The sequence below is a fragment of the Thiohalorhabdus denitrificans genome, from assembly GCF_001399755.1.
Lineage (GTDB): Bacteria > Pseudomonadota > Gammaproteobacteria > Thiohalorhabdales > Thiohalorhabdaceae > Thiohalorhabdus > Thiohalorhabdus denitrificans.
The window spans coordinates 252,144-276,011 of record NZ_LJCP01000007.1 but is presented as its reverse complement, the minus strand read 5'-3'; the positions used below and the strand labels follow the sequence as shown (position 1 = coordinate 276,011).

At 68.3% G+C, this 23,868-nt stretch carries 29 protein-coding genes; 19 read left to right on the top strand and 10 right to left on the bottom strand.

Going from position 1 to position 23,868, the window contains the following annotated elements:
* Positions 1 to 64: 64 nt before the first annotated feature.
* A complete protein-coding gene (locus tag AN478_RS04560; protein ID WP_074471394.1) occupies positions 65 to 727 on the bottom strand; it encodes an OmpA family protein in 663 nt (220 codons plus the stop codon).
* Between AN478_RS04560 and AN478_RS04555 the strand changes: the two genes are divergently transcribed.
* From AN478_RS04555 to ppx, 3 genes are all read left to right on the top strand, one after another.
* On the top strand, positions 657 to 1,760 hold the full coding sequence (locus AN478_RS04555; protein WP_317622991.1) for an NAD(P)-dependent oxidoreductase: 1,104 nt from the start codon (positions 657 to 659) through the stop codon (positions 1,758 to 1,760). The two genes, AN478_RS04560 and AN478_RS04555, sit on opposite strands and share 71 nt — an antisense overlap.
* A gap of 103 nt (positions 1,761 to 1,863) precedes the next feature.
* Positions 1,864 to 2,367 (top strand): SixA phosphatase family protein, encoded by a 504-nt coding sequence (locus tag AN478_RS04550; RefSeq protein ID WP_054965432.1) that lies wholly within the window; start codon positions 1,864 to 1,866, stop codon positions 2,365 to 2,367.
* 13 nt (positions 2,368 to 2,380) lie between these two features.
* A complete protein-coding gene (ppx, locus tag AN478_RS04545; RefSeq protein ID WP_054965431.1) occupies positions 2,381 to 3,883 on the top strand; it encodes an exopolyphosphatase in 1,503 nt (500 codons plus the stop codon).
* 6 nt (positions 3,884 to 3,889) lie between these two features.
* Here the strand turns inward: ppx and ppk1 are convergent, their stop codons facing one another.
* A complete protein-coding gene (gene ppk1, locus AN478_RS04540) occupies positions 3,890 to 5,968 on the bottom strand; it encodes a polyphosphate kinase 1 (RefSeq protein ID WP_054965430.1) in 2,079 nt (692 codons plus the stop codon).
* 231 nt (positions 5,969 to 6,199) lie between these two features.
* Here ppk1 and AN478_RS04535 point away from each other — a divergent pair, with 231 nt between their 5' ends.
* The 4 genes from AN478_RS04535 (at position 6,200) to AN478_RS04520 (ending at position 8,948) form a co-directional block, all read left to right on the top strand.
* Positions 6,200 to 6,382, top strand: coding sequence for a Lar family restriction alleviation protein (locus AN478_RS04535; protein WP_054965429.1), 183 nt, complete (start codon positions 6,200 to 6,202; stop codon positions 6,380 to 6,382).
* An 87-nt stretch (positions 6,383 to 6,469) separates the two neighbouring features.
* The gene (locus AN478_RS04530) at positions 6,470 to 6,685 is read left to right on the top strand and encodes a hypothetical protein (RefSeq protein ID WP_054965428.1); all 216 of its coding nucleotides are present in this window, start codon (positions 6,470 to 6,472) and stop codon (positions 6,683 to 6,685) included.
* Positions 6,686 to 7,483: 798 nt separating this feature from the next.
* On the top strand, positions 7,484 to 7,936 hold the full coding sequence (locus AN478_RS04525) for a MucR family transcriptional regulator (protein ID WP_054965427.1): 453 nt from the start codon (positions 7,484 to 7,486) through the stop codon (positions 7,934 to 7,936).
* A 661-nt stretch (positions 7,937 to 8,597) separates the two neighbouring features.
* Positions 8,598 to 8,948 carry a hypothetical protein gene (locus tag AN478_RS04520; protein ID WP_054965426.1) on the top strand — a complete coding sequence of 117 codons (351 nt, stop codon included), beginning with the start codon at positions 8,598 to 8,600 and terminating at the stop codon, positions 8,946 to 8,948.
* Between the two features lie 94 nt (positions 8,949 to 9,042).
* On the opposite strand, the gene AN478_RS04515 is transcribed toward AN478_RS04520, so the two are convergent.
* The 3 genes from AN478_RS04515 to AN478_RS04505 form a co-directional block, all read right to left on the bottom strand.
* Positions 9,043 to 9,333: a hypothetical protein gene (locus AN478_RS04515; RefSeq protein WP_054965425.1), complete on the bottom strand. Its 291-nt coding sequence runs from the start codon at positions 9,331 to 9,333 to the stop codon at positions 9,043 to 9,045.
* A 31-nt stretch (positions 9,334 to 9,364) separates the two neighbouring features.
* Positions 9,365 to 9,706: a hypothetical protein gene (locus AN478_RS04510; protein WP_054965424.1), complete on the bottom strand. Its 342-nt coding sequence runs from the start codon at positions 9,704 to 9,706 to the stop codon at positions 9,365 to 9,367.
* A 122-nt stretch (positions 9,707 to 9,828) separates the two neighbouring features.
* Complete coding sequence (locus AN478_RS04505) at positions 9,829 to 10,629, bottom strand: DUF3108 domain-containing protein (RefSeq protein WP_082432819.1); 801 nt, start codon at positions 10,627 to 10,629, stop codon at positions 9,829 to 9,831.
* A gap of 157 nt (positions 10,630 to 10,786) precedes the next feature.
* Between AN478_RS04505 and AN478_RS04500 the strand changes: the two genes are divergently transcribed.
* Positions 10,787 to 10,999 carry a hypothetical protein gene (locus AN478_RS04500; RefSeq protein WP_054965422.1) on the top strand — a complete coding sequence of 71 codons (213 nt, stop codon included), beginning with the start codon at positions 10,787 to 10,789 and terminating at the stop codon, positions 10,997 to 10,999.
* An 82-nt stretch (positions 11,000 to 11,081) separates the two neighbouring features.
* Here the strand turns inward: AN478_RS04500 and AN478_RS04495 are convergent, their stop codons facing one another.
* Positions 11,082 to 11,498, bottom strand: coding sequence for a hypothetical protein (locus AN478_RS04495; protein ID WP_143004127.1), 417 nt, complete (start codon positions 11,496 to 11,498; stop codon positions 11,082 to 11,084).
* Positions 11,499 to 11,862: 364 nt separating this feature from the next.
* On the opposite strand from AN478_RS04495, the gene AN478_RS04490 reads away from it, so the two are divergent.
* From AN478_RS04490 to AN478_RS04465, 6 genes are all read left to right on the top strand, one after another.
* Positions 11,863 to 12,441: a hypothetical protein gene (locus tag AN478_RS04490; RefSeq protein WP_054965420.1), complete on the top strand. Its 579-nt coding sequence runs from the start codon at positions 11,863 to 11,865 to the stop codon at positions 12,439 to 12,441.
* A 438-nt stretch (positions 12,442 to 12,879) separates the two neighbouring features.
* Positions 12,880 to 13,716: a heme oxygenase-like domain-containing protein gene (locus AN478_RS04485; protein ID WP_054965419.1), complete on the top strand. Its 837-nt coding sequence runs from the start codon at positions 12,880 to 12,882 to the stop codon at positions 13,714 to 13,716.
* Positions 13,717 to 13,782: 66 nt separating this feature from the next.
* Complete coding sequence (locus AN478_RS04480; RefSeq protein WP_054965418.1) at positions 13,783 to 14,073, top strand: sulfurtransferase TusA family protein; 291 nt, start codon at positions 13,783 to 13,785, stop codon at positions 14,071 to 14,073.
* 100 nt (positions 14,074 to 14,173) lie between these two features.
* Positions 14,174 to 14,725 (top strand): TetR/AcrR family transcriptional regulator, encoded by a 552-nt coding sequence (locus AN478_RS04475; RefSeq protein WP_082432817.1) that lies wholly within the window; start codon positions 14,174 to 14,176, stop codon positions 14,723 to 14,725.
* Positions 14,726 to 14,794: 69 nt separating this feature from the next.
* Positions 14,795 to 15,346: a pyridoxamine 5'-phosphate oxidase family protein gene (locus tag AN478_RS04470; RefSeq protein ID WP_054965416.1), complete on the top strand. Its 552-nt coding sequence runs from the start codon at positions 14,795 to 14,797 to the stop codon at positions 15,344 to 15,346.
* The gene (locus AN478_RS04465; RefSeq protein ID WP_054965415.1) at positions 15,343 to 15,555 is read left to right on the top strand and encodes a hypothetical protein; all 213 of its coding nucleotides are present in this window, start codon (positions 15,343 to 15,345) and stop codon (positions 15,553 to 15,555) included. Before AN478_RS04470 ends, AN478_RS04465 begins: the two co-directional genes overlap by 4 nt.
* A gap of 34 nt (positions 15,556 to 15,589) precedes the next feature.
* Here AN478_RS04465 and AN478_RS04460 read toward each other — a convergent pair whose 3' ends face one another.
* The 3 genes from AN478_RS04460 to AN478_RS04450 form a co-directional block, all read right to left on the bottom strand.
* On the bottom strand, positions 15,590 to 15,955 hold the full coding sequence (locus tag AN478_RS04460) for a VOC family protein (protein ID WP_054965414.1): 366 nt from the start codon (positions 15,953 to 15,955) through the stop codon (positions 15,590 to 15,592).
* Positions 15,956 to 16,091: 136 nt separating this feature from the next.
* Positions 16,092 to 16,625, bottom strand: coding sequence for an outer membrane beta-barrel protein (locus AN478_RS04455; protein WP_074471374.1), 534 nt, complete (start codon positions 16,623 to 16,625; stop codon positions 16,092 to 16,094).
* A 511-nt stretch (positions 16,626 to 17,136) separates the two neighbouring features.
* Positions 17,137 to 17,346 (bottom strand): hypothetical protein, encoded by a 210-nt coding sequence (locus AN478_RS04450; protein ID WP_054965412.1) that lies wholly within the window; start codon positions 17,344 to 17,346, stop codon positions 17,137 to 17,139.
* A 269-nt stretch (positions 17,347 to 17,615) separates the two neighbouring features.
* Here AN478_RS04450 and AN478_RS04445 point away from each other — a divergent pair, with 269 nt between their 5' ends.
* The 3 genes from AN478_RS04445 (at position 17,616) to AN478_RS04435 (ending at position 20,671) form a co-directional block, all read left to right on the top strand.
* A complete protein-coding gene (locus AN478_RS04445; RefSeq protein ID WP_054965411.1) occupies positions 17,616 to 18,062 on the top strand; it encodes a BON domain-containing protein in 447 nt (148 codons plus the stop codon).
* A gap of 2 nt (positions 18,063 to 18,064) precedes the next feature.
* The gene (locus AN478_RS04440; protein WP_054965410.1) at positions 18,065 to 20,017 is read left to right on the top strand and encodes an Lnb N-terminal periplasmic domain-containing protein; all 1,953 of its coding nucleotides are present in this window, start codon (positions 18,065 to 18,067) and stop codon (positions 20,015 to 20,017) included.
* A 189-nt stretch (positions 20,018 to 20,206) separates the two neighbouring features.
* Entirely contained in the window at positions 20,207 to 20,671 is a 465-nt protein-coding gene (locus AN478_RS04435; RefSeq protein ID WP_054965409.1) for a DUF3015 family protein, read from the top strand.
* Positions 20,672 to 20,800: 129 nt separating this feature from the next.
* Here AN478_RS04435 and AN478_RS04430 read toward each other — a convergent pair whose 3' ends face one another.
* Complete coding sequence (locus AN478_RS04430) at positions 20,801 to 22,000, bottom strand: multidrug effflux MFS transporter (protein ID WP_054965408.1); 1,200 nt, start codon at positions 21,998 to 22,000, stop codon at positions 20,801 to 20,803.
* A gap of 371 nt (positions 22,001 to 22,371) precedes the next feature.
* Here AN478_RS04430 and AN478_RS04425 point away from each other — a divergent pair, with 371 nt between their 5' ends.
* Positions 22,372 to 23,202 carry a hypothetical protein gene (locus AN478_RS04425; RefSeq protein ID WP_054965407.1) on the top strand — a complete coding sequence of 277 codons (831 nt, stop codon included), beginning with the start codon at positions 22,372 to 22,374 and terminating at the stop codon, positions 23,200 to 23,202.
* Between the two features lie 96 nt (positions 23,203 to 23,298).
* Positions 23,299 to 23,862, top strand: coding sequence for an SRPBCC family protein (locus AN478_RS04420; protein WP_054965406.1), 564 nt, complete (start codon positions 23,299 to 23,301; stop codon positions 23,860 to 23,862).
* Positions 23,863 to 23,868: the final 6 nt, after the last annotated feature.

Here is a 23,868-nt window from a genome sequence, read left to right as displayed (position 1 = left end):
CCGCCCTTCCCCTTGCGGGGACCGGGGCGGGGCGCCGTCGGGCCGCCCTGCGGCGCGTCCGGGCCTACCGGGTCACCGGCTCCAGGGTCAGCTCCACCCGACGGTTCTGGGAACGCCCCTCGGGGGTGGCGTTGGAGGCCACGAAGTGGCTCTCGCCGTAGCCACGGGTGACGATGCGCTCCGCCAGGACCCCCTGGCCACGCAGGTAGGAAGCCACGGCCTCCGCGCGGCGCTCCGAAAGGCGCTGGTTGTAGCTTTCGGGCCCGGTGGCGTCGGTGAATCCGGCCACGTGGATCACGGTCTTCTCGTATTCCTCGAGGACCGTGGCCACGCTGCCCAGCACCTCGAAGAACTGGGCATTCAGGCTGCTGCTGTCGTGCTCGAAGGTGAGGTTGCCGGGCATGTTGAGCACCAGCTGATCCCCCTCGCGGGTCACGCTGACCCCGGTGCCACGCAGCTCCTTACGCAGCTCGGCCTCCTGCTGGTCCATGTAGCCGCCCACCGCACCGCCGGCCAGGGCGCCGATGCCGGCCCCGATCACGGCCCGCTTGGCGCTGTGGTTGCCCGTGATCAGGCCGGCCACGGCCCCGGTGGCCGCGCCGATGGCCGCGCCCTTGGTGGCTTGGCTGGTCTGCTCCTCGCCGGTGTAGGGGTTGGTGGTGGTGCAGGAAGCGAGCCCCACACTGGCCATCACACACGCGGCGATAAGGGAACGGTTACGCGGCATCAGGTGCTCCTCCAAATGCAATCTCTTGGCCTTGCCCCGGAAGGTGGCGGGAGGGGCCGGGTGCCCGCACCCTGCCCACGGGGCCGTTGCCGCATTACCATACCCTAATCGACAAGCGGAATCTTCCCCGCAGGAGGAAGCCGTGGCGGAGCGAGTGGGATTCATCGGGTTGGGCGCCATGGGCACTCCCATGGCCTGGAACGTTCACGGCGGGGGCTACGAGCTGGGGGTCTTCAACCGCACCCCGGCCAAAACCCGGCCCTTCGCCGACGAGGGAGTTACCGTCTTCAGCACCCCGGCGATCCTGACCGCCGAATCGGACGTGGTGGTCATCATGGTCACCAGCTCCGAGGCGCTGGACACCGTGCTCTATGGCGACGCCGGAGTGCTGGCCGGGCTCGGCCGGGGCAAGGCGGTGGTCAACATGGGCACCGTCTCCCCAGAGGCCACGCGGGAGGCGGCGGAGGCGGTGCACGCCATGGGGGGCCGCTTCATCGACGCCCCGGTGTCGGGGACGGTCAAGCCCGCCGAAGAGGGCAACCTGGTGGTGCTGGCGGGCGGGCTCGCCGAGGACGTGGAGCGCGTGCGCCCCGTGCTGGAGGCCATGGGCAAGGCGGTGGTGCCCTGTGGGGACATTCCCCAGGGCACCCACATGAAGCTGGTGCTCAACCTGATGCTGGGCAACCTCATGCAGAGCCTGGCCGAGGGGCTGAACCTGGGGAGGGCCCTGGAGCTGGATCCGGACCAGATGCTGGAGGCCATCGACGGCGGGCCGCTGGGGGCTCCCCTGTTCCGCATGAAGGGGGGCAACATCCTCGCCGGAAACTTCGCCAAGCAGTTCCCCGTGGACCTGTTGGCCAAGGACCTCGACCTGGTGACCGGGGCCGCCGGCAAGGCCGCCGTGCCCCTGCCCCAGACGGCGGCCACCCGGGAGACCGTCAGCGCCGCCCGCGCCCTGGGCCACGGCGACGAGGACATGGCGGCGCTGATCCGGGTCCTGGAGCGGCTCACCGGCTCCGAGGTCCGCTCCTGACCCCCGGCGCCGCCCACCCGGCCCCTACCGGCATTCCCAAGGCTCACCAGGATGCCCATAATGCCGGCAGGGACCCGGAACATCCCACGCAGGAGGAGACGCCATGAAATCCGTCCTCCTCATCCGCCACGGCGCCGCCGAGGACGTGGCCGCCGACGGCCGGGACGCGAGCCGCGAGCTGACCCCCGAGGGACAACGGGAGGTGGAGTCCGTCGCCCAAGGCCTGCGCACCCAGGTGCCCAAGCTGCACCTGGTGGCCTCCAGCCCAGCCCAGCGGGCGGTGCAGACGGCCGAGACCGTCGCCCGCGTCTTCAACGACCCCGCCTTCATCCGCACCGACGCCCTGACCTCCGGACGGCGGCCCCGGGACCAGCTGGGCTGGCTGTGGCAGACCCCGCCCAACGAAGTGGTGGCCCTGGTGGGCCACGAGCCGGACCTGGGCAATCTGGTGGGGCTGGCGCTGGCGGGGGTGGACTGGAGCTTCCATCACTTCCCCAAGGCCGGTGCCTGCATGCTCTCCCTGCCGGACAACGCCGAGCCGGCCACCGCCACCCTCCAGTGGGCCCTTACCCCCGCCCAGGCCCGGGCCCTGGCCGGCAGCCCCTGACCGCGAGGGCGTCTTGGCCTCCGAAACCACCGCCCAGACCGTCGCCGCCGTCGACCTCGGCTCCAACAGCTTCCACCTCATCGTCGCCCGGGTCCGCCCTGGCGAGCTCAAGGTCCTCGACCGCCTCAAGGAGATGGTGCGGCTCGCCGGCGGGCTGCGGGAGGACCGTACCCTGGACCCGGAGGTCCAGGAGCACGCCCTCGCCTGCCTGACCCGTTTCGGGCAGCGCCTGCGCGGGCTGCCCGCCGACCGGGTGCGCGTCGTGGGCACCAACACCCTGCGCAGCGCCCGCCGCGCGGGCCCGTTCCTGGAGCGGGCGGAGGAGGCCCTAGGCCATCCCATCGAGATCGTCTCGGGCATGGAGGAGGCGCGCCTGATCTACCTGGGCGTGGCCCACAGCTTGGCCGTGGGCCCCACGGACCGCCGCCTGGTGGTGGACATCGGGGGCGGCTCCACCGAGCTGATCGTGGGCGATGGCTACACACCCCGCCGCATGGAAAGCCTGTACACGGGCTGCGTCTCCCTGACGCAACAGCACTTCTCCGACGGCCGCATCACCGCCGAACGCTTCCGGCGCGCCTTCCTGGCGGCCAGTCAGGAGCTGGAGCCCTGGGGGGAGGCCTTCCGCGCGCTGGGCTGGGACGAGGCGGTGGGCGCCTCGGGGACCATCCGCGCCGCCGCCAAGGTCCTGACCGCCGCGGGCTGGAGCGAGGGCGGGATCACCCGGGACGGGCTGGAGCGGCTCCGTGACGCCCTGATCCGGGCGGGCCATGCGGACCAGCTGGACCTCAAGGGCCTGGGCGCCAACCGGGCCCCGGTCTTCGCCAGCGGGGTGGCCATCCTGCTGGCCACCTTCGAGATGCTGGGCATCGAGCGCATGGGGGCCGCCGAGGGGGCCCTGCGGGAGGGGGTGCTCCACGACCTGATGGGGCGCATCCGCCATGAGGACGTGCGCGAGACCAGCGTAGCGGCCCTCGCCGAGCGCTACCACGTGGACGCGGCCCAGGCGGAGCGGGTGGCCGCCACCGCCGCCCATCTCCTGGAGCGGGCCGGACCGGGCTGGGAGCTGGATCCGGACTGGGCCGGCCCCTACCTGCGCTGGGCGGCCGGGCTGCACGAGATCGGCCTGGACATCGCCCACGGCGGCTACCACAAGCACGGCGCCTACGTGGCCGCCAACGCCGACCTCCTGGGCTTCACCCGGGAGGAACAGGATCTCCTGGCCGCCCTCATCCGCGCCCACCGCCGGAAATTCCCCGGGGGACCCTTCAAGGCCCTGCCGGAGCGCTGGGCCCGCCCGGCGCGCCAGCTGGCCGTGCTCCTGCGCCTGGCCGCGGTGCTCCACCGCAACCGGCGGCCCCTGCCCCTGCCCGAGCTCGGGGCGGACGCCCGGAAGGGGACGTTGCGGCTCCGCTTCCCGGCTGGCTGGCTGGAGGAGCATCCGCTGACCCGCGCCGACCTGGAGCAGGAGGCGGCATTCCTGGCCGCCGCCGGCTTTTCGCTCCAGATTGAGTAGAGGGCGCTAAAGCTCCTCGGCAAGGTCCTCCAGCAGGGCCTGCTGGGCGGAGAAGGGAGCCTCGCCCTCCCCCGGCTCCGCGCGGTGGTAGGCTCCGTCGCTGCCGAGCAGCCAGGCCTGGGTGTTGTCCCGCAGGTAGGCGTCCAGCTCCCGGAGCAGGCGGGCCCGCAGCCGGGAGTCGCGGATGGGGAAGGCCACCTCCACCCGGCGGAAGAAGTTGCGCTCCATCCAATCGGCGCTGGAGCCGTACAGCTCGGGGCTGCCGCCGTTCTCGAAGTAGTAGACGCGGGTGTGCTCCAGGAACCGCCCCACCACCGAGCGCACCCGGATGTTGTCCGAGATCCCCTCCACCCCGGGGCGCAGGCAGCACATCCCGCGCACCACCAAGTCGATGGGCACCCCCGCCATGGAGGCCCGGTAGAGGTCGCGGATGAGCCGGGATTCCACCAACGAGTTGACCTTGGCGATGATGCGCGCCGGCCGACCCGCCTCGGCGTTCTTCCGTTCGCGTTTGATCTTGTCGCGCAGGGCGTCGTGCAGGGTGAAGGGCGCCTGCAGCAGGTGGTTCAGGTCCGAGGCCCGGCCCAGGCTGGTGAGCTGCAGGAAGACCTTGTGCACGTCCTCGCCGATGCGGGGGTCGGTGGTAAGCAGGCCGTAGTCCGTGTATAGGCGGGCGGTGCGGGGATGGTAATTGCCCGTCCCTAGGTGGACGTACTGGCGCAGCCGGCCCCCTTCCCGCCGCACCACCAGGATCAGCTTGGCGTGGGTCTTGTACCCCACCACCCCGTAGACCACGTGCGCCCCCGCCTCCTGCAGGCGGTTGGCCAGGGCGATGTTGGCCTCCTCGTCGAAACGGGCGCGCAGCTCCACCACCACCGTCACCTCCTTACCGGCGCGGGCGGCCTGCACCAGGGCGTCCACCACCGCCGATTCCGGACCGGTGCGGTAGAGGGTCTGTTTGATGGCCAGCACGTGGGGGTCCGCCGCGGCCTGGCGGAGGAAGTCCACCACCGGGGTGAAGGACTCGAAGGGGTGATGGAGCAGCACGTCCTGCTCGCGGAGCACGGCGAACAGGTCCGGCTGGTGGGCGATCTCCGGGGGCAGGCCCGGGGTGAAGCCCGTGTACTTTAGGTCGGGGCGGTTCACCAGGTCCGGAATGGCCAGCAGGCGGTTGAGGTTGACCGGCCCGTTGACCCGGAAAAAATCCTCCCGCCCGAGGCCGAACTCCTCCAGGAGGTAGTCGGCCATGTCGTCAGGGCAGTTGTCCGCCACCTCCAGGCGCACGGCGGCCCCGTAGCGGCGCTGGGGCAGCTCCCCTTCCAGGGCCCGGCGCAGATCGTCGATCTCCTCTTCGTCCACGAACAGGTCGGAGTTGCGGGTGACCCGGAACTGGTAGCAGCCAGTGACGGTCATCCCGGGGAACAGCTCGTCCACGAAGGCGTGGATGATGGAGGAGAGGAAGACGAAGTCGTAGGGCCCGCTGTCCGTCTCCTCGGACGGCAGCTGGATGAGGCGCGGCAGCGCCCGCGGCGCCTGCACCACCGCCACCCCGCCGCTGCGGCCGAAGGCGTCCCGGCCCTGGAGGCTGACGATGAAGTTCAGGGATTTGTTGAGGATGCGCGGGAAGGGGTGGGCCGGATCCAGGCCCAGGGGCGACAGGATGGGCAGCAGCTCTTCCCGGAAGTAACGGTGCAGCCAGCCCCGCTGCGCCTCGCTCCAGGCGCCGCGGCGGATGAAGCGAACCCCCTCCGCCTCCAGCGCCGGCACCAGATCCTCGTTGAGGACCCGGTACTGCTCCTCCACCAGCGCGTGGGCTTCCTCGCTGATGACATCCATCACTTCGGTGGGCGTTCGATTGTCGGGGCCCACCTGGGTGACCCCCAGCTCGATGCGCTGCTTGAGACCCGCCACCCGGATCTCGAAGAACTCGTCCAGGTTGGTGGAGGAGATGCAGAGGAATTTGAGCCGCTCCAGCAGGGGGACGGCGGGGTCCTTGGCCTGCTCCAGGACCCGGGCGTTGAAGGCGAGCAGAGAGAGCAGGCGATTGATGTAGAGCCGCGGCTGCTTGAGGTCGGGGGGTTCCATGGCGCCGTACGGATTCCCTTTGGGCTGGCCGCCGTTCGGGGCGGGGGGTCAGCCGGGGCGGGCGCTCCCCCCTTGGGGGCATAGGAATTAGTGCGCCGCGCCCCGGTCTCTCCTATCATAGGGTCCAGCCGGAATCCTCGTCGCCCCATGACCAGGGTGGCAAGGCAGGCCCGGCCGCCTTTCTCAACTGGGCCCACCTACCCACGGCCTATGGCCTTCGGAGGACCGATCATGAATGAAGACCTGAAGCCTTGCCCGTTCTGCGGCGGCACGGACCTGGAGATCCTGGAGATCGATGAGGGGTTTTGCGCCATAGCCTGCGAAACCTGCGACGCCTTCGGCCCCATGGGAATGGGCCACGACGGGGCGCGCCAGGAGTGGAACCACCGCGTGGTGGAAGTCGACCCCTATTGATCCCGATCCGGCTGCCCAGGAGAATTCCGGGTGCCCGACCGGGGAGTATGACACTCCCCCGCCCGCTAGGACACTGGAGGACGAATCATGGACGCTCCCGCCGATGACGCCCTGCCCGTGCGGTACTGGATCGGGGTGGACCGGCAGGCGGAGGACGGACGCCGCGTGCTGGCGGAGGCCCTGAGCCCGGCCTACACCGATTTCGGCTCCGCCCTGGTGGCCTTGAAGGAGATCCAGGTCCGCCGCCCGGATGCCCGGGTGATCGCGGAGACGGACTTTAGCCGGACCCCGGGAAAGGAATAGCCGGGGTCCTCGCCCCGCCCCCTGAACAGGGGGCGTTCCCTTCCGAGACCTACCTTTCACGCCCGCGCCCCCGCATTCCCTTCGGGGGCCTGCCCATCCAGCCGCAATAGCCGCCCCCTGCCAGCTCCCCCCTGCCGGTCCGAGGGTCCGCGTTGGCCTTCCTGGAGCGCCGACGAGGATGCTGGGGGATGGAGTCCGGCCCCGGAAGCAAAGAAGCGTGGGACCCAAAAGGATCGTCCCCGCGTCTTCCGACCGGGCAGGGAGGGGGAAACCCGGTTCGGAAGGGCGGGGACGCCCAGGATGCGCGGGGAGGAGTGGCCCCTGCCGCCGGCAGGGGCCAGCCCCTCCGTGGATCAGCCGAAGAGCACTACGGAGAAGAAGCTCGCCAGCCCCAGGGCCGCCAGGCCGAAGACCACGAGAAGGGGCAGGTTTTCCAGGAAGTCTTCCTTCTTGGTGGTGGAATCCATAGGAACCTCCTTTGATGCGTTGGGTGCGGGGCGACCTGGCCAGGAGGAACTTCGTGGGCGTCCCGCACCGGTTTACCCTTATTCCACCTACGGTCTTTAAACCATATTCTGATTGCGGTTTCAACCCCCCTTCGGGAGGTTCGCCTGTACCCCTCCCGGCCTTCGGATTGTCCCGCAGGATTCCTAGGACGAGCGGCTTTACTTCTACAACATTTCTCTGAAATGATGCTTTGAATGCACTTGCATTTATGCAACGGAAACTATTTTGGAAAAAAGGACTCTATGTATGTATACTCCGATCCCTCCGAACCAACCAGGAAGGAGACACTCTTTGGGAACCCGTGAGCTTGCTGCCCAGATCGCTGCCAACTACGCGGCCAATGCCGAATCGGCGCAGGAGGTTCTTCAGCTCCTGCAGGACTCGTATAGCACCCTTACGAAGATGGAAGGGGAAGGGCCGGCGCCTGCAACGGAAGGAGAGGCCGAGGAGACCCAGGAAGGGGGGGGCGAGAAGCGCGAACCGATCATGTCGCCGCAGAAGGCGATCGGCAAAGATAAGCTGACCTGCCTGGTCTGTGGCAAGCAGTTCAAGACCCTCAAGCGCCACCTAAACAACGCCCATGGCATGACCCCACAGCAATACAGGGATGCCTTCGGTCTGGATCGGGACTACCCCCTGGTGGCCCCGAATCTCTCGGAACAGCGCGCGAAGGTGGCCAAGGAGCGCGGCCTCGGAGAGCGGCTCGCCGAGGCCCGGCGCAAGCAGCGTGAAGGCAAGTCCTGAACCAGGGTTCCGGCTTGGCCCAGGAAAGACCGGTGGCCGGGCCACCGGTCTTTTTCCATGGGGATCCCGTCAGTGGGAGGGATGCCGGCGCGGCGGGCTCCGAACGGCCCGACGGGGTCGAGGGCCTGAAAAAATTCGGCCAAACCGAAAACGAACCGCGAGCCCTATGGTCGAAGTTTATGTAGAGGAGAGAAAAGGTAGGAAACGGGTCTTCCTGCTGGCATAAAGCGGATGGGCGGAGAAGCCTTCCGTATGGAGAGCTTGTTGCGTCTACTGGGCAATACGATGCGCCGCCCATCTCCTTTTCTCCCTCCATACCCCCGCCTCCCGGGGTTTCCTTTCGGTCCCCAGCCCCGGGAAGGGGGCGGCCCGGGCTTTCAGGCCCGGGCCTTTTTTTTGCGCATCCGACCCCGGCGAACCCTTCGGTCGGGATCGACCCACTTTTCCCAAGGTCCCGAGGATGCTCCATAATTCCTAACAGAACTTGAAGAAACCGGCCACCCGGGAGAAGGCCCTGAGCCGCCTCAGCTTCCCCGGGACCACCGGTCGAACGGCAGGCAGGGCCCCCTCCGGTTCGGGGCCGGAACCGGCTTCCCTTCCCGGCACCCCCGGAGCCGAGCCATCGATCGGGATTTCAGCGAGAACAGGAGAGGGACTTGCCATGAACCAGCAACGGGTGCCGCTGACCATCAGCCCCGACTCCATGATCGGGGAGGAAAAATACCGGGTGTCGGGCGCCCCCCTACGGGGGCGGGATTGGTGGTTCTCCATCGACACGGAAGGGAACGCCTCCATCCTGCTGGCGGAGGCCCCCGGGGAGGAGGAGGAGCATCTGGTCATCGACCTCTCCCCCAACGAGGACGCCACCCGCTCCCAGCTCCTGGAGGCGGATCTGCTGACCCTCGCCTACTGGCTCCGGGCCGCCGCCGTGGAGTACCTTACCGGGTACAGCCTGGAGGAGATCCCACGATCCGAGTGGGAGTCCATCACGGAGGGAACGCCGGTTCAGTAGGACCGCGGAGCCCGGGCTGGGTCTTTCGGCTGGTGCAGGCGCCCGGCCCCCCGCGGGCGGAGGGATCCGGGCGAGCCTACCGCGGGCTGCCGCTCTATCCGCCCATGGCCATGCGCACCAGGCTGTCCACGTCGTTCTCTTCCAGATGGGAGGCCGCCAGCTGGGCCAGGTCTTCGGCCGCCCGGACGGCCTCGCTGTGCATCTGGTCAACGTTTCCTACCGGGCCGTAGGCCACGGGCACCCGCACCCGGACCATCGGCTCCAGCCCGGTCTCGTCGTCCCGAAAGTTCAGGTCCACATCCACCCAGGCGACATCCCCACCCTCGCCGGCGGGCACCATCTCCTCCTCCGGGGGAAGGTCCAGGGATTGGAACGTGTAGGCCATGGCGCGCCTCCTTCCTGGCGATCGGACCGGGTCACTCTTCGGCGAAGTCTTCCTCTCGCACCTCCGCCGACAGCTGGTAGTAGTTCTTCTGCGCTTCCGCCTTCAGCCGCAGCCCCCGCGGCACGACGATGACGAAATGGGCGTTGTCGTCTTTCCGGACGAAACGGTCGAAGGCCTGCCACTGCAGGCGTGTCTCCTCGCTGCCGAGGGTCTCCTCGGTCTCCACCTCGTAGATGTGCAGGCGATGGCCCTGGGCCAGGACATCGGGGACCCGCCCGCCGATGGGATCCGGGATCTCGAACCCGTCCACCCCGTCGGCCAGCACCTCGTTGAATCCGCCGTCGCGGAGTCCCTGCGCGATGCGACGAACCATGGCGTCATGCCGCTCCTGCCCGGGAATAAGCCGCCTCATACTCGGTACCTGCAGGCTAGTGGTTCCTCATCCGATTAAAGCAAGGGCCTGCACTCGGCGTCCACCGCCGCGCACCCCCGGGGCTAGCGGGGCATCTTTACCTCATCGTCGCAGAACATCCGGGGGGAATCCGGATCGTCCCCGGGCTCATGGCGGACCTTGGTCAGGCGCATGTCCAGGGAGCCGAAGGAAAGGTCCAGATTCATCCTCACCGGGATACGGCGATCCGCAGTCAGATGCAGCAGCCAGTCGTCTCCGCCCTTGCGCTTGCCGTCCGGTCCCACCGTGTAGGGCTGCACCCTCAGGAGCTCCTTGCCGTCCTTCTCCACCCGGTCCATGACAGGGACCACAAGGGTCTTCAGCTTGTCGCCGTCGATCAACGACAGCCGTCGCTCCTCCTGCTCGTCCAGGGGCATGCGGCGGATGGCGTAGATGGCGGAGAGCACATCCAGGGTCCCGTCCGGGATCTCGATGGTCTTTTCCTTATCCCCTTTCCGGTAAAGGACCTCCCCCCCGTACTGGAAGTCCAGCGTCTTTTCCTTGGTACGGCCCCGCTCGATCTGGGTGATCCGGTTGTGCTTGGGCACCAGCTCGTCGTTTTTGAGCCGGGTGGAGGTATAGACCTGGTCCCGGATCGGATAGAAGACATCCACCAGGCCGGAGGAGCAGATCTGCGCCCGGAGGATCAGCCCCGTGTGGGTGGGATAGGCGCGGAACATACCCTTGCCGGCCTTCATCCCCGACCAGCTCACGTCGTAGTACAGCTCCTCGAACCGGATCTCCCAACCGGCCGAAGAAGAGGCCGCGTCGTCCTGGGCCGGGGCGGGGAGGGCGAAGAGCAGGCCGGCAAACAGAAGCAGCGGCCGCAATGGTCGGCGGGCCATCACCCCTCCCCTCCGATGACGGCATTTTCTTGATCCTTGGTTTTCTTGAAAAAGGTCAAAAGGGCCTCCAGGTTGTATGCTGGACAAGAGCCTGTTGGGTTTCTATCGAACACCCCGGCCCTCCGGGGGCCGGGGCCACCCCAAGGGAGGATCGCACATGGCCACGCCAGCGCAGAACGCCCGCTGCGGGATTGTTGGTCCGATCATAGCCTATCTGGTAATCGCGGCCCTGGTTCTGTGGATCGGCACCAGCCTGCTCGGGCAGAACATAGGGGGAACCCTCGTCACGGCGCTCATCATGGGCGGGATCGGGGTCCACGTCGTGTGTACCCTCACCCTGGACCGGAAGCGCCGAGCCATGCAGCCCTGAGCGCCGAACTAGCGACGGCCCGGGTTTCCCGGGCCGTCGCTTCGCCGCATGGCTGACCATCCCTTGCCGCCGCTCCCCCCTTTCACGGCAGCAGCAGTGCGTCCGGATCCTCATCCCCCATCAGATGGCGGTACTCGTAGCGGGTGATGCTGTCCCGCCGGCGCAGGATATCCTCCACCTCCGCGCGCAGCTCGGGGCTGCGCACGGCGCGCTCCCACAGCTGCTCGTACTCGGGCTTGCGAATGGGGGCGAAGCTGGTGGGGATGGCGTCGAACTCCATGGCCACCTTGAGCAGGGGCACCAGACAGGCCAGCCCGGCCCACAGGGCGAAGACCGCCCCCAGGACGGCCCCGGAAGCCGCCACGAGCATGAACCCACCGATGCCGGAGGCGACGGCCCCGGCAAGGACCAGCAGCTGGAACAGGGCGAAACGCCGGAAACGCCGCCGGAGCGACTGGATATCGCTCCCGCTTCCCCATGTATCGGATGGTGCCGTCATGATTTCCCCCTCCAGAGGATAGACCCCTTTCCCCATGAGATATCACTAACACCCCAAAGGTCCACCCCGTGGAGAGCCGGCGCCGAATTTTTCGAGTCGGGGATCCGTAGCCACCGCCTTCCCGAGCAAGCTCGTACCGGAAAACCGAACTCCCGCTACGGGGGATCCTCCATGGCCCGGCTTTAAGTTATATATTTTTTGCTTCTTTTTCTTTCCTCTGGGATTTCCTCCATCTGGCCAAGCTTTCACCCCCTCCCCCGATTGGCCGCCTCCAGACACGTCAATTAGCGGCGCAGCCGCCTTGCCTCGGCACCCCGGCCGCGGGAGCCTGAAAAAACCCCCACATTTACCGGAGAAACGGCCGATGCGTGTCAGGTACCGGCCTGCTGCATTCCTGCTTCTGCTCCTCCTGGCCGCCCCCGTGGACGCCGCCACCCGGGAGGCCTTCTCCTCGGGTCCCTGGAAAGGGGAGGTCCTCCTCAGCGATTCCACCGGCGCCTTCCGGGGCTGCCTCATATCCACGGCCGAGGGCGGAGACACCTCCTACGGCTTCGCCCTGTTCCTCAACGGTCACCTGGGCCTGTTGGTGCAGAACACCGAGTGGACCCTCCCCAAGGGGCGGAAGTACCGGGTGACCCTGGCGGTGGACCGTGAACGGGTGGGTCGCTTCCAGGCCCGGGCGCTGCGCGGCAACGTGGTCCACCTGGACCTTGGGGCCTGGGAGGAGGCCCCCGTCCGCGTGCTGCGCCGCGGAAAGCGGTTGACCCTGGCCTCGGACGCGGCGGAGTCCGGTTTCCCCTTGCTCCTCCACGGCACCGACAGCGCCCTGCCCCGGCTGCAGGAATGCTACCGGGAGCACACCAACACCCACCCCTTCGACCAACCCGAGCCGTCGCGGGACGAAATACAGGTCCGGGCGTCCATTCACTACGCCTTCCGGTAACCCCCACGCCGGAGGCCGGGCTGGAAACCACGCAAAAAAAGGCCAGCGGCTGACCGCTGGCCCTTCTTTATGCGAAAGCCTGCCGGGGCTTAATGCGCGCCGGAGCCCGCCTGGATACCCGTGATGAGCACGGTCACGGCCATCCCCAGCCCGATCAGGCCCAGCAGCAGAGCCAGTCCTACAAGAATAAAGCCCACTGGTTTCTCCTCCTCTTGGTCCGGATTCTTTGATTGGGCCCTCTTCTATACGTTGCGTCGCCAAAGGGCAACCCCTGGTTCCCCGATTCGGGCTTGCCCCCCTTACCACTGGCGGAGCCTCCCTCGGCGGCCCAACCATCAAAAGGTTCTAATTTGTTGATATAAAACCGTTGTTGACACCGGTTATTCCCTGCGTTTTATATGAAAGGGACCAACCGTTTGTTAAAAAAGGGAGCACCTCATGGACCTCGACAACCCCCGCCGTCTGGCCAAGCAAGCCATCCAAGCCACCGTTCCCCCCGACCTCTGGGAGCGGAACCGAGGCTTCGTCCAGGAGCTGCAGGAGACCATCCACAACCATCGCCTGGTGGGACACTCCGCCGGCCGAGCCCTGGCGGACGGCCAGTTCACCAAGGAGGACCTGGCCCGGATCCATCTCGAATACCGGCACGCGGGGGTCAAGATCTTCACCGACGCCCTGCTCATCGCCCAGCTGCTCACCAAGCAGGTGGAGAGCCGTCTGGGGCCGGGGAGCAAGATGCCGTCCCGCTTCCTGCTGACCCTGAACGCCCTGGACGAGTTCGGGTTCCGGCCGGGGGTGGACCAGGCGGGCTACTACCGGGGCAACCCCGCCCTGGCCCACTACCCCCTCTTCGAGGACCTGCTGGACCAGCTCGGTGTCGGCCGCGAGGAACGGGAGACCTACACCCCGACGCCCGTGGCGGACGCCCTGCACCACAACCTGGAGTCGGCCTACCAGGATCTGGCCGTGCTCACCCTTTTCCTCACCATCGCGGAGAAGCAGGTGGTCCTGTTCAGCCCGCCCCTGCGCGAGGCGGTCATGGCGGTGGGGATCGACGTGAAGGACGGCTACTACGAGTTCCACGGCACCAGCGACGAGGAGGAGTGGACCGCCTACGACGATGACCACGAGGACGACCTCTGGTACATCCTCATGCAGGCCCTCACCCCGGAGCAGTACGAGCCCGTCCGGACCAAGGCCGAGCACTACCTGGGCCTGTGGTCCCAGTTCTGGGACGAGCAGATGAAGCTCTGGAAGGCCCCCATGGCCTCGTGAGCGCAACGGTGGCGTGGGCCGGGCCCCCGGCCCACGCATGGTTTGAGCGGTAAGGGAGCGACACCCATGCGACTCTTCGGAAGAAAGCGGAAGGACCCCGAAAAAACCATTTACGCCGCGGTCACGCCCCAGGACGACGGCACCACCGCCATCGACGTCCGCGGCCAGACCTGCCCCGGCTATCTCCTGGCCATCAACCAGGCCATGGATTCCCTTGAGCACGGGACCACCGCCAAGCTCCTGGTGGACTACCCGCCGTGCGGGGACGACGTACGCGCCTGGTGCGACGAGAAGGGCTACCGGTTCTTGGATTTCGCCCAGGAGACTGAAAACTGGGCCATTATCGTCCAAAAATGAGCCGCCAACCTCCAATGATTGCCCCACCCCCACCCACCCGGATTTGACAAAAGGCTCCACCCTCCGAAGAATTCCGCCAAACGTTGGTAAGGACCCCCTCATGCCACAAAGGAAAACCGACCGCGAGGCCGTGCTCGAGGAGGCGGAGACCCTCTTCCGCCAAAAGGGGTACGGCAATACCACCATGGCGGACATCGCCAAGGCCACGGGTCTGCTCAAGGGCAGCCTGTATTACTACTTCCCCAGCAAGGAGGAGCTGGCCCTGGCCATCCTGGCCCGGGTGGGCGAGAAGCTGCGTGGAATGGTGGCGGACCGCGCCTACGACGAGAGCCGGCCCGCTTCCGTGCGCTGGCACGCCATCATGGAGGCCACCCGGGCCTACTTCCTGGAGACCCGGGGCTGCCTGATGGGCCACATGGGGCTGGAGGTGGCCGAGGCCACGCTGCCCTTCGCCGACCGGATCCGCGCCTTCTTCGAGGAGTGGACCGCGGCTCTGGCCCACGTCCTCCAATCCGCCTACGGGCCGGAGGAAGCCCAGCGCCTGGCCAACGACGCCGTGGCCCGCATCGAGGGAGCGGTGCTGTGGCTGCGCATCTGCGGCGACACCGGCCCCCTGGACCGCGCCTGCGACGAGCTCGCCGAGCTCCTTTAGGCCCCGGCCTTCCGCGCCGGGCCTCGGCGCGGTAAAGTAAACAATCGTTTGTTTGTATAGGCACTAACCATGCGCAAGCGAGACGAACTGCTTCACCCCGGGGAACGGACCGCCCAGGAGCGCTTTGCCGGGCCAGACGCCTGGCCGGAGGCCGCCCTGAACCAGATGTTCAGGGAGCGGATCAACGCGCCGATCGCGGAGTTCCTGGAGGCCCGGCCCTTCTTCTTCATCGCCTCCGCGGACGCGGACGGCAACTGCGACGCCAGCTTCCGGTCCACGGAGCCGGACCCCGAGGGCCGGCCCCAGCCCGCCGTGCGGGTCCTCGACGAGCGGACCCTGGTGTTCCCCGACTTCAGCGGCAACAACCTCTTCAACTCCCTGGGAAACCTGTTGGTCAATCCCCGCATCGGCATGCTGTTCATCGACTTCGAGAACGCCCTGCGGGTGCGGGTGAACGGCGCCGCGGAGGTCGTCGAGGACCCCGGGGCCTACTCCGACACCTGGCCCACGGCCCAGCGCTTTGTTCGGGTCACGCCCGAGCAGGTCTTCGGCAACTGCTCCAAGCGCATCCCCCGCCTGGTCCCCGCCGAAGCCCGGCAAATCAAGGAAGAAACCCCATGACCTACCCCGCCCCGGCCCCGGAGGAGGAAGCCGTGCAGTCCCGGGCGATCCGCATCTTCGAGCGCGCCTCCGGGCGCTCCTGGAGCGAGGCTACGGAGACGGAGGAGCGCTTGGCCCGCTCCGCGGCCCGGGCCGAGCTGTGGGGGGAGAGCCTGGAGACCAACCTCTGGGCGCGTAGCGAAGCGGAGCAGTGCTTCCGGGGGGACTAGCGGCCCCTTCCCGGGAAGCGGGTCCCGGCCGGGCTCAGAGGGGGTGGGCGAAGCTGACCTCGTGGCCGTCGGGATCGATGACGTGGAAATACCGCTCCCCCCAGGGGGCATCCTCCGGGGCCCGCTCCGGCCGGATGCCGCGCTCCAGGACCCGCCGGTAATGGCGGTCCACGTCCTCCACGTAGAAGATCACCCGGCCCCACCAATGGGGCGAGCGCTCCGGGTAGAGGGCCAGGTTCAGGTAGCCGGAGCCGGCGTAGAAGCTGGTGAAGGACTCGGTTTCCCCGCCGTGGCGCACGACAAAGCCCAGCCCCCGGTAGAAGGCCACGGACCGGGCCATGTTGGAGACGCCGATGGTAACGGCGCTCAGGCTGGTAATCGGCGAATCGGCTTCATCCATCGCTCGTTCCGACGCATGAGGCCCCTTGCCCGTTCCCTTCCTGCGAACCGGGAAACCAAGGGGGCGATGGGCCCGCAATGGACCCCCGTCCCGCCCCGGACGGGGCGGAACGGGGCCGCGCGGTCCGAGTCTCCTCCTAGAAGTTGAAGCCCACCCCCACGGTGTGCACCCAGGCACCGTCATCGATCAGGGCCTCCGCCTCGTCGGCGCTTTCGAACAGCACCTGGTACTCCGTCTCGAAGAAGGCGAAGGTGTCCTCGTGGACGTAGTACTTAACGCCCGCGTCGGGCCCGGCGATCATGGTCTCCTGCACGCCATCCCCGTAGATGAAGCCGAATTGGGCGCCCACATAGGGCCACCACCGACCGAGATCGAAGTGGTAGTCGGCGGCGACGCGCGTGGAGCCGCTCCACGCGTTGTCCCCGGGCAGGTCCACCACATTCAGCTGTTGCCGGAGACTGAACTTCAGCCGGTCCCGGAAGTACATACCATAGGAGCCGGAGATTCCCATGCGGTTGTTCTCGAACTCCGTGTCGCTGGTGCCCGTTCCGGAGAGGGTGACCTCCTGGTCGCCCTTCACCGGACCGTATCTGTCCGCTTCCTGGGCCCAAACCACGGTTGGAGCCACACCCATGAGCGCCCCTGCCAGTATCAAACGATGAATAGACATTTTCACCTCCATTAAGCGAGCCGTGTCGCTTTTCCGGGCCTCCAAAGGCCCGGCTCACTCTGTTAGGGCCAGCTCATATGGCACTGCTTCCTACTCCACCCGGGCTGGTACTGTCCTTTCCTTTTACAAGGAAGAGAACAGGGATCCCTGCGCCATACCCTTGGGACCTGTAACCCTATAGTTCTTTGTGGCCCCTTTTGCGCCCACGTTCCCGGGAATAGGGATGACAGGTGGGGCATACGGGAGATGCCGAATTTTCTGTATGGGGCGTTTTACAGAGAGCAATACAGGGGGCGTTTTGCTTGCGGACCCGGGGCACTTTGAGGCGTTGGCGGAATGCTCCCGCGCGCTGCAGCCAGGGGCTGGCCAGCGCGGCCCAGGGGCCCGGACGCGTCTCCCCCGCTTGGTGGGCGTACCGGGGATGCGCCTACGCCTCGGCCGGAGATCGGGCTTGCGGTTACTCGGGAAAGGGATGGGCCGCGTCCGGAGCGACCCCGGGAGGGAATGCGGTTCAGCCGGCCATGCGGTATCCGGAGGGGGCCTCCTCCAGCTCGCAGGTGCGAAGGCCGGCTTCTTCCAGGCAGCGGTCGCAGAATCGCCCATGGGAGGGGGTCCAGAAGCGCTCCTCGTAGTCCTTCGCGGGCCAGTCGGGGCAGTCGGGATGGAAATGCCAGACCTCGACGGGATCGAAATAGGAAAAGACGGATTTCCGATAGGACATCGCGGGAGCCCTCCCCCCTTGGGGTTCGCCGTGGGTAATGTTCTGAAGAAATTCTTTACACCTGGGCAGAGACCGGCAATCCGGGCAAATCCTAGCCACCCCCCGGAAGATCCCTTGCGGATACCATTCATAAGGAGCCCCGGCCCGCGCCCTTCTTTCCCAAGGACGTGATCCGGCGTGGCTTTTGGCCTATCCTTGCACCCCGCCGGGGTGGGCGTTCCCATCCGGGCAAAGGCGAACCAAGCGTTTTCGAGCAATCGGGGGGAACCATGCGCGCAGGCATCGGAATCGCCGCGGCCCTGGCGGTGGCGGCCCTGGCCTGGACGGGGCCCGTGGCCGCCGAAGGCGGGGCGGAAAAGGCCGAAAAGGCCGAGGAAAACGGCATCCGCAAGGAGCTCGGGGATCTCGGCCGGGAGATCCGCGATTCCATGCAGGAGCAGGGCCGCTTCGTGGGGGAGAAGCTCGGCGAGTGGAGCGAGGGCAGCAGCTCCTGGCTGGCCGACCGGGGACTGCAGGCCCGGGTGAAGACCACCCTGTCCGGGGTGCTTGGGGCGGGCAGCCTGGCCGCCGTGAACGTGGACGTCTCCGAGGGCGTGGTCACCCTGCGCGGCGAGTTGGAAAGCTGGGACCGGATCGCCCGCGCCGTAAGCGCTGCGGAGCAGGTGGAAGGGGCCCGCCGGGTGGTCTCCGCCCTCACCGTGGACGGGGGAGCCTGACCGTGCCCGCCAACCGTTCGCTTTCCGCCCGGGCCCTGCTCGGGCTCCTCCTGGGGCTGCTCGGCCCCGCACCGGCGGCTGGCGCGGAGGGCGCCTACCTGGCGGAGCTAATCCAGACCGCCCGGGAGCAAGGGCTGGCGGAATCCCCCCAATGGCGCGCCCTGCTCCACTACGAGGGGGGCCTGACGGGCGGGGAGAGCCGGGCGGACGACCCCGATTTCTTCTTCGCCCCGGAGGGGAAGACGGATCCCCGGGCGGAGCTGGAGGCCACCCTCGGCGCCTTCTTCCGCCCACCGAGCCCCCACCAGCCGGTCCAGTCCGGGGAGGAGGGGCGCCAGCATCCCCAGTGTGCCTTTCCCGCGCGCTACCAGTGGCTGAAGCGCAAGCTGGACTTCGACCCCGACCGGCTGCCGGAGCGGCCCTGCCCCCGCTTCGAATGGTGGCGGGACCAGCTCAACGCCGCGGGGGTCACGCTGGTCTTCCCCGCCGCCTACCTGAACAACCCCTCCTCCATGTTCGGGCACACCCTGCTGCGCCTGGACCGGCCGAACCAGACCCGCCGCAACCGGATGCTCGCCTACGCGGTGAACTACGCGGCCGACACCGGCAACGACGGCGGCTTCCTGTTCGCCATGAAGGGCCTCACCGGCTTCTACCCGGGGCGCTTCTCCATCGCCCCCTATTACGAGAAGGTCAAGCTCTACAACGACCTGGAAAGCCGGGACATCTGGGAGTACCCCCTCAACTTCGCCCAGGAGGAGGTGGACCGCATGGTGCGCCACCTGTGGGAGCTGCGGGGGATCCGCTTCGACTACTACTTCTTCAGCGAGAACTGCTCCTCCCAGCTCCTGGGCCTCATGGAGGCGGCGCGCCCGACGTTGTCGTTAAGCGAGCAGTTCGACTACTGGGCCATCCCCGCCGACACGGTGCGGGCCGTCCGGCGGGTCCCCGGGCTCATGGGGCAGCCCGTCTACCGCCCCGCCCTGGAGACCCAGGTGCTGTACCGCGGGAACCACCTCCAGCCTCCGCGCCAACGGCTGGCCAAGGAGATCGCCCAGGGGCGCAGGGGGCCGGACGCCGAGGCCGTGGCCGCCCTGCCTCCCGGAGAGTCCGCCCGCACCCTGGAGCTGGCCTACCACTACCTGCGCTACCTGCGCGCCGGCGAGGAGCGCGACGACGAAAGCGCCAAGCGGGCCCGCTCCATCCTGGTCACCCGCAGCCGGGTGGACCATCCCGGGGTGACCGAGCCGGCCCCGTCCCCGGAGGTCCGGCCCGACGAGGGCCACCGCTCCGCGCGGCTCCGGCTCGGCGCCGGCCTGCGGGACGGCTACGGCTACCAGGAGATCGGCCTCCGTCCCGCCTACCACGACCTCCTGGACCCCCAGGGGGGCTACGTGGAGGGGGCCAAGATCGAGCTGCTGGACCTAGCGGTGCGGCGCTACGACCGGGACGCCTCCACCGAGGTCCACCGGGTGGAGCTGGCGAGCATCGTCTCCCTCTCCCCCCGCGACGAATTCCGCAGCCCCATCTCCTGGAAGATCAACACCGCCGCCGACCGCTACCCCTTCGACCCGGAGGGGGAGGAGGACGAACGGCCGTGGCGCTGGCGCACAAACGGCGGCGCGGGGATCGCCTGGGACCTGGGCGGCCGGGGCATCGTTTACGCCCTGCTGGAGGGCACCGCCGATGCCTCGGGCGCCCTGGAGCGGGGCTACGCCCTGGGACTCGGCCCCAGCCTCGGCGTGGTGGGCGACCCCCTGCCCGGCTGGCGGGTGCACCTGCACGGCCGCCTGCAGCGTTTCGGGGTGGGCAGCCCCTTCACCGAGGGCTCCGTGCGGCTCGACCAGCGCGTGCGCCTGACCCGCAACCATTCCCTACGGCTGGAGGCCGCGCGGCGCCACCTCCTCGATCACTGGTGGACGGAAGGGCAGCTGTCCTGGAACTGGCACTTCTAGGGGGGGGAGCGACCCTGTCCGGTAAGGGAACACTTACTATTCGACCTTTCCGGACAGACAATCCCCCCCGGAAATCCCGTTAATCCCCCTGTCCCGGGACAACCCCTTGTGATGGTTGACACTTCCCCGCAGGTCGGGCCCAATAAGGCGGACCCGAACTGACCACCCAACCAAAAGGGGACTTGGGTTATGTGGAAGAAAACCGCCGTTGTCGCCGTTCTCGCGGCCCTGCCCATGTCTTCGGCCATGGCCAAGGACAGCACCGGCTGCGGTGTCGGCACCATGATCTTTGACGGCCAGGAAGGCGTGATTCCGCAGGTGCTCGCCGTGACCACCAACGGCACCTCCGGCAACCAGACCTTCGGCATCACCTCCGGCACCCTGGGCTGCGACCAGGACGGCGTGGTGCAGTCCGACGCCAAGCTGACCGCCTTCGTGTCCTCCAACATGGAAAAGCTGGCCGCCGACATGGCCTCCGGCAACGGCGAGACCCTCGCCTCCGCGGCCGAGCTGATGAACGTGCCCGAGAGCGACCGGGCCGCCTTCTATCAGGCCGCCAAGGACGACTTCGCCTCCATCTACGGCGGTGAGCAGGTGACCGCCGGCCAAGTGGTGGAAGGCCTGCAGGACGCGGCCTCCCGCACCACCGCCTAAGACCCGGCTTTCCGGGAACGGCGCAGGGGCGGCCCGAGGGCCGCCCCTTTTTCTTTCCCACACCCCTCTTTTCTTGCTCCCTCCCCCCCGACCCCGGGGGGCCGCCGGGAGGAAGGCGCCCGGGCGGGCCTAGGCGGCCATTTCCGCCTCGTGGGTCCGGGCCACGGCTCCCGGGGCGTCCCACACAAGCACCAGGGCGGCGAAGGAGCACACCGCCATCATCAGCACCACCGTCCACAGGTCGCCGCCCACCAGCACCGAGGAGAAGGCGCTGATGATCCCCGCGGCGCTGAACTTCAGGGCGCCGAGCATGGCCGAGGCGGTGGCCGCGATCTCCCGGAAGAACTCCAGGAACAGGGTGAAGATGTTGGGCAGGCCGGCGCCGAAGGTGCCCACCGCCAGCAGCACGCCCGGCAGGAACAGCTCCAGGGACGGCCCGGCCAGGGTCACCGCCAGCAGGTAGAAGGTGGCCAGGGCCTGCAGAACCACCGTGGCGCGCAGGATGGCCGCGGGGCCGTAGTGGCGCAGGAGCCAGCTGTTGAACAGGTTGAAGCCGGCCATGGAGCCCACCGCCGCGGCCATGATGACGGAGAATTGGGCCGGGGAGAGCCGGAACCACTCCTGGAACACGAAGGAGGCGTGCGTCAGGAACAGCATGTTGACGCTGAACACCAGGGCCAGGATGTACAGCAGGCGCATGGCGGTGCCGTGCCGCAGCACCACCCGGTAGTCCGTTACCAGGGTGTGCAGCGGCTTGGTGCGGTCCGGCCGGACCGGATAGCTGCGGAACAGGGTCTGGCGCAGCATCACCTTGATGCCGACGGCGTAGGCCGCCATCAGGGCGAAGATGCCCGGCCAGCTGGTGAGCTCCAGGGTCAGCGTGCCCAGCAGCGGCGCCACCGCCGGCACCAGGAAGGTGACCAGGGCGATGAGGCTGAACAGCCGCGCGGCCTCCGGCCCGCTGGAGTGGTCCCGGGCGATGGCCGGGGCGCTCACCAGGCAGAAGCCCGCCCCCAGGGCCTGGAGGATCCGCCAGCTCAGGAGCGCGGCGAAGGACTCGGCCCCCACGATGGCCAGGCTGCCCCCCGCGAACAGGGCCAGCCCGCCGAACATGACGCTGGGCCTCCCGTAGCGGTCCGACAGCGGGCCGCCGATCAGGTGGCCCAGGGCCAGGCCCAGGAGGAAGATGCTCACCGTGAGGCCCACGTCCTGCACCGAGACACCCAGGGTATGGGCGATGGCGGGGAAAGCGGGCAGGCTGGCGTCGAGGGCCAGAGGGCTAATGGCGATCGTGGCGCCGAGAAGCAGCGCTAGGCGCGGATGCGTCATGGTCTTCCCTCTTTTCGGTTCGGTAGCGGGCCCGCGGGGCCCCAAGCGGTTGTACACGGAGAAACAGGCCGTTACCGGGCTGGCCGGCCCTACCGGAAAAACCCTCTGAAGGGCTGGGGGGATGCCCTAGGGAGAATTCCCGAAAACCCTTAAGAAGGATTTACGGGCCGAAAATTCCCGGGCCCCGCCCAAAAAAATGCGCGGCGGGCCCGGGAACCCAGACAGAACGCTGTTTTCGCTGGAGGTATGCGCCAAAAAAGAGGACGGCCCTGACCGCGGCCGTCCCCTGTGCCAACAATGGGGAAGCGACCGGCGGGACGGACCGCGCGCCCCGCCCCGGAACCCCACGGCACGGAAAGGGAGGCAACCGCATGCCCAGGCGCCCCACGGCCGCCACGACCACCCTCGCCTGCCTCGCCCTGGCCACCTGCGCCGCCCGGGCCGAGCCGCCCCCGGAGGCCGGGGAGCTGCCCGTCTTCGACGTGGTGGAGATCGGCGCCGACGGCTCCAACTACCGGGCGTCGGCCCTCAACGACCACGGCACTGTGGTGGGCCAGCGGGGCACGGTATGGACGGCCCCCTGGCGCTGGCAGCCGGGGGACGAGGAGGTGACCGTCCTGCCCTTCCTGCCGGAGTGGAAAGGCGGCGAGGGCCGGGAGGCCGGAAACCCCGTGGCCATGGTGCGGGACATCAATAACGAGGGCGTGGCGGTGGGCTCCGGGGGCGGGGACTACGAGCCCGAACGGGACCCCGTGCTATGGGACGCCGAGGGGGCGGTGCAGGACCTCGGCGACCTGCCGGACGCCGCCCGGGAGGCGGGCGCCGCCGAGCGCATCACCGACGACGGCACCGTCTACGGCTGGACGCTGGACGCCGAGGGGCGGGAGGTGGGCTTCCGCTGGACCGAGGATTCGGGCATGGAGCCCTATGACGGGGAGATCCCCGAGGAGGAGCCGGGGGAGATGGAGCGGCGGATCCGCCGGTTCCTGGCGGACCACGAGCTGGGCGCCCTGGTGGCGCCGGAGGCGGTGCCCGAATTCCCCGTGGAGGAGCAGTTCCAGCCCGGCCCCGACTACTTCGACGACCTGCGGATCCAGGACATCAACCGCGCCGGGCAGATCGTGGGCTGGAAGAAGGGCCTGCTCGGGACCCAGCGCTCCTACCTGCTCACGCCCCGGGACAACGGCGCCACCGCCCGCTGATCCCCGGCAACCCGCCGCCCCCGCCGTGGTCTCATTCCAAGAACCCTCCCGCCTGGGAGGAAGCGGCCTCCCGGGCTCCCGCCAGAGGGCCGGACCATGGGCAGGGCACTCGGGCTAATCCTCCTCCTGGCCCTGTTGGGCCTGGTCGCCACCGCCTCCGCCGAGACCGTCCGCCACCTGGACGTGGAGCAGGACGGGCGAGCCTACACGGTGCAGTTCGAGGCCGTGGTGGAAGCACCCCCCGACCGGGTCTTCGCCCTGCTCACCGACTACGACCGGCTGGAGCAACTAAACCCCAGCATCATCGAGGCGGAACGGCTCGGCATGGCGGGGGGCATGGAACGGGTGCGCACCGTCCTGGAATCGTGCGTGGCCTTCTTCTGCCGGCAGATGGAGCGCATCGAGGAGATCACCACCCGCCACCAGCGCACTATCGAGAGCCGCGTGGTCCCGGAGGCCTCCGAGGTCGAGTCGGGCAGCACCCGCTGGGAGCTGGCGGCGGTCACCGAAGGCACCCGCATCCGCTTCCGCACCCGCATGGTGCCGGAATTCTGGGTCCCACCGGTCATCGGCCCCTGGGCCATCCGCAGCAACCTGGAGAGCGATTTGCGGGTGCTTATCCGGCGGTTGGAGGAGCTAGGAAGCTCTACTGGGAATTAGCTTGGT

Coding starts and splice junctions, on each gene's coding strand:
- AN478_RS04560 (WP_074471394.1), bottom strand. CDS start 727: ATGCCGCGTAACCGTTCCCTTATCGCCGCGTGTGTGATGGCCAGTGTG.
- AN478_RS04550 (WP_054965432.1), top strand. CDS start 1,864: ATGAAATCCGTCCTCCTCATCCGCCACGGCGCCGCCGAGGACGTGGCC.
- ppk1 (WP_054965430.1), bottom strand. CDS start 5,968: ATGGAACCCCCCGACCTCAAGCAGCCGCGGCTCTACATCAATCGCCTG.
- AN478_RS04535 (WP_054965429.1), top strand. CDS start 6,200: ATGAATGAAGACCTGAAGCCTTGCCCGTTCTGCGGCGGCACGGACCTG.
- AN478_RS04530 (WP_054965428.1), top strand. CDS start 6,470: ATGGACGCTCCCGCCGATGACGCCCTGCCCGTGCGGTACTGGATCGGG.
- AN478_RS04520 (WP_054965426.1), top strand. CDS start 8,598: ATGAACCAGCAACGGGTGCCGCTGACCATCAGCCCCGACTCCATGATC.
- AN478_RS04515 (WP_054965425.1), bottom strand. CDS start 9,333: ATGGCCTACACGTTCCAATCCCTGGACCTTCCCCCGGAGGAGGAGATG.
- AN478_RS04510 (WP_054965424.1), bottom strand. CDS start 9,706: ATGGTTCGTCGCATCGCGCAGGGACTCCGCGACGGCGGATTCAACGAG.
- AN478_RS04505 (WP_082432819.1), bottom strand. CDS start 10,629: ATGGCCCGCCGACCATTGCGGCCGCTGCTTCTGTTTGCCGGCCTGCTC.
- AN478_RS04500 (WP_054965422.1), top strand. CDS start 10,787: ATGGCCACGCCAGCGCAGAACGCCCGCTGCGGGATTGTTGGTCCGATC.
- AN478_RS04495 (WP_143004127.1), bottom strand. CDS start 11,498: ATGACGGCACCATCCGATACATGGGGAAGCGGGAGCGATATCCAGTCG.
- AN478_RS04490 (WP_054965420.1), top strand. CDS start 11,863: ATGCGTGTCAGGTACCGGCCTGCTGCATTCCTGCTTCTGCTCCTCCTG.
- AN478_RS04485 (WP_054965419.1), top strand. CDS start 12,880: ATGGACCTCGACAACCCCCGCCGTCTGGCCAAGCAAGCCATCCAAGCC.
- AN478_RS04480 (WP_054965418.1), top strand. CDS start 13,783: ATGCGACTCTTCGGAAGAAAGCGGAAGGACCCCGAAAAAACCATTTAC.
- AN478_RS04475 (WP_082432817.1), top strand. CDS start 14,174: ATGCCACAAAGGAAAACCGACCGCGAGGCCGTGCTCGAGGAGGCGGAG.
- AN478_RS04470 (WP_054965416.1), top strand. CDS start 14,795: ATGCGCAAGCGAGACGAACTGCTTCACCCCGGGGAACGGACCGCCCAG.
- AN478_RS04465 (WP_054965415.1), top strand. CDS start 15,343: ATGACCTACCCCGCCCCGGCCCCGGAGGAGGAAGCCGTGCAGTCCCGG.
- AN478_RS04460 (WP_054965414.1), bottom strand. CDS start 15,955: ATGGATGAAGCCGATTCGCCGATTACCAGCCTGAGCGCCGTTACCATC.
- AN478_RS04455 (WP_074471374.1), bottom strand. CDS start 16,625: ATGTCTATTCATCGTTTGATACTGGCAGGGGCGCTCATGGGTGTGGCT.
- AN478_RS04450 (WP_054965412.1), bottom strand. CDS start 17,346: ATGTCCTATCGGAAATCCGTCTTTTCCTATTTCGATCCCGTCGAGGTC.
- AN478_RS04445 (WP_054965411.1), top strand. CDS start 17,616: ATGCGCGCAGGCATCGGAATCGCCGCGGCCCTGGCGGTGGCGGCCCTG.
- AN478_RS04435 (WP_054965409.1), top strand. CDS start 20,207: ATGTGGAAGAAAACCGCCGTTGTCGCCGTTCTCGCGGCCCTGCCCATG.
- AN478_RS04430 (WP_054965408.1), bottom strand. CDS start 22,000: ATGACGCATCCGCGCCTAGCGCTGCTTCTCGGCGCCACGATCGCCATT.
- AN478_RS04425 (WP_054965407.1), top strand. CDS start 22,372: ATGCCCAGGCGCCCCACGGCCGCCACGACCACCCTCGCCTGCCTCGCC.
- AN478_RS04420 (WP_054965406.1), top strand. CDS start 23,299: ATGGGCAGGGCACTCGGGCTAATCCTCCTCCTGGCCCTGTTGGGCCTG.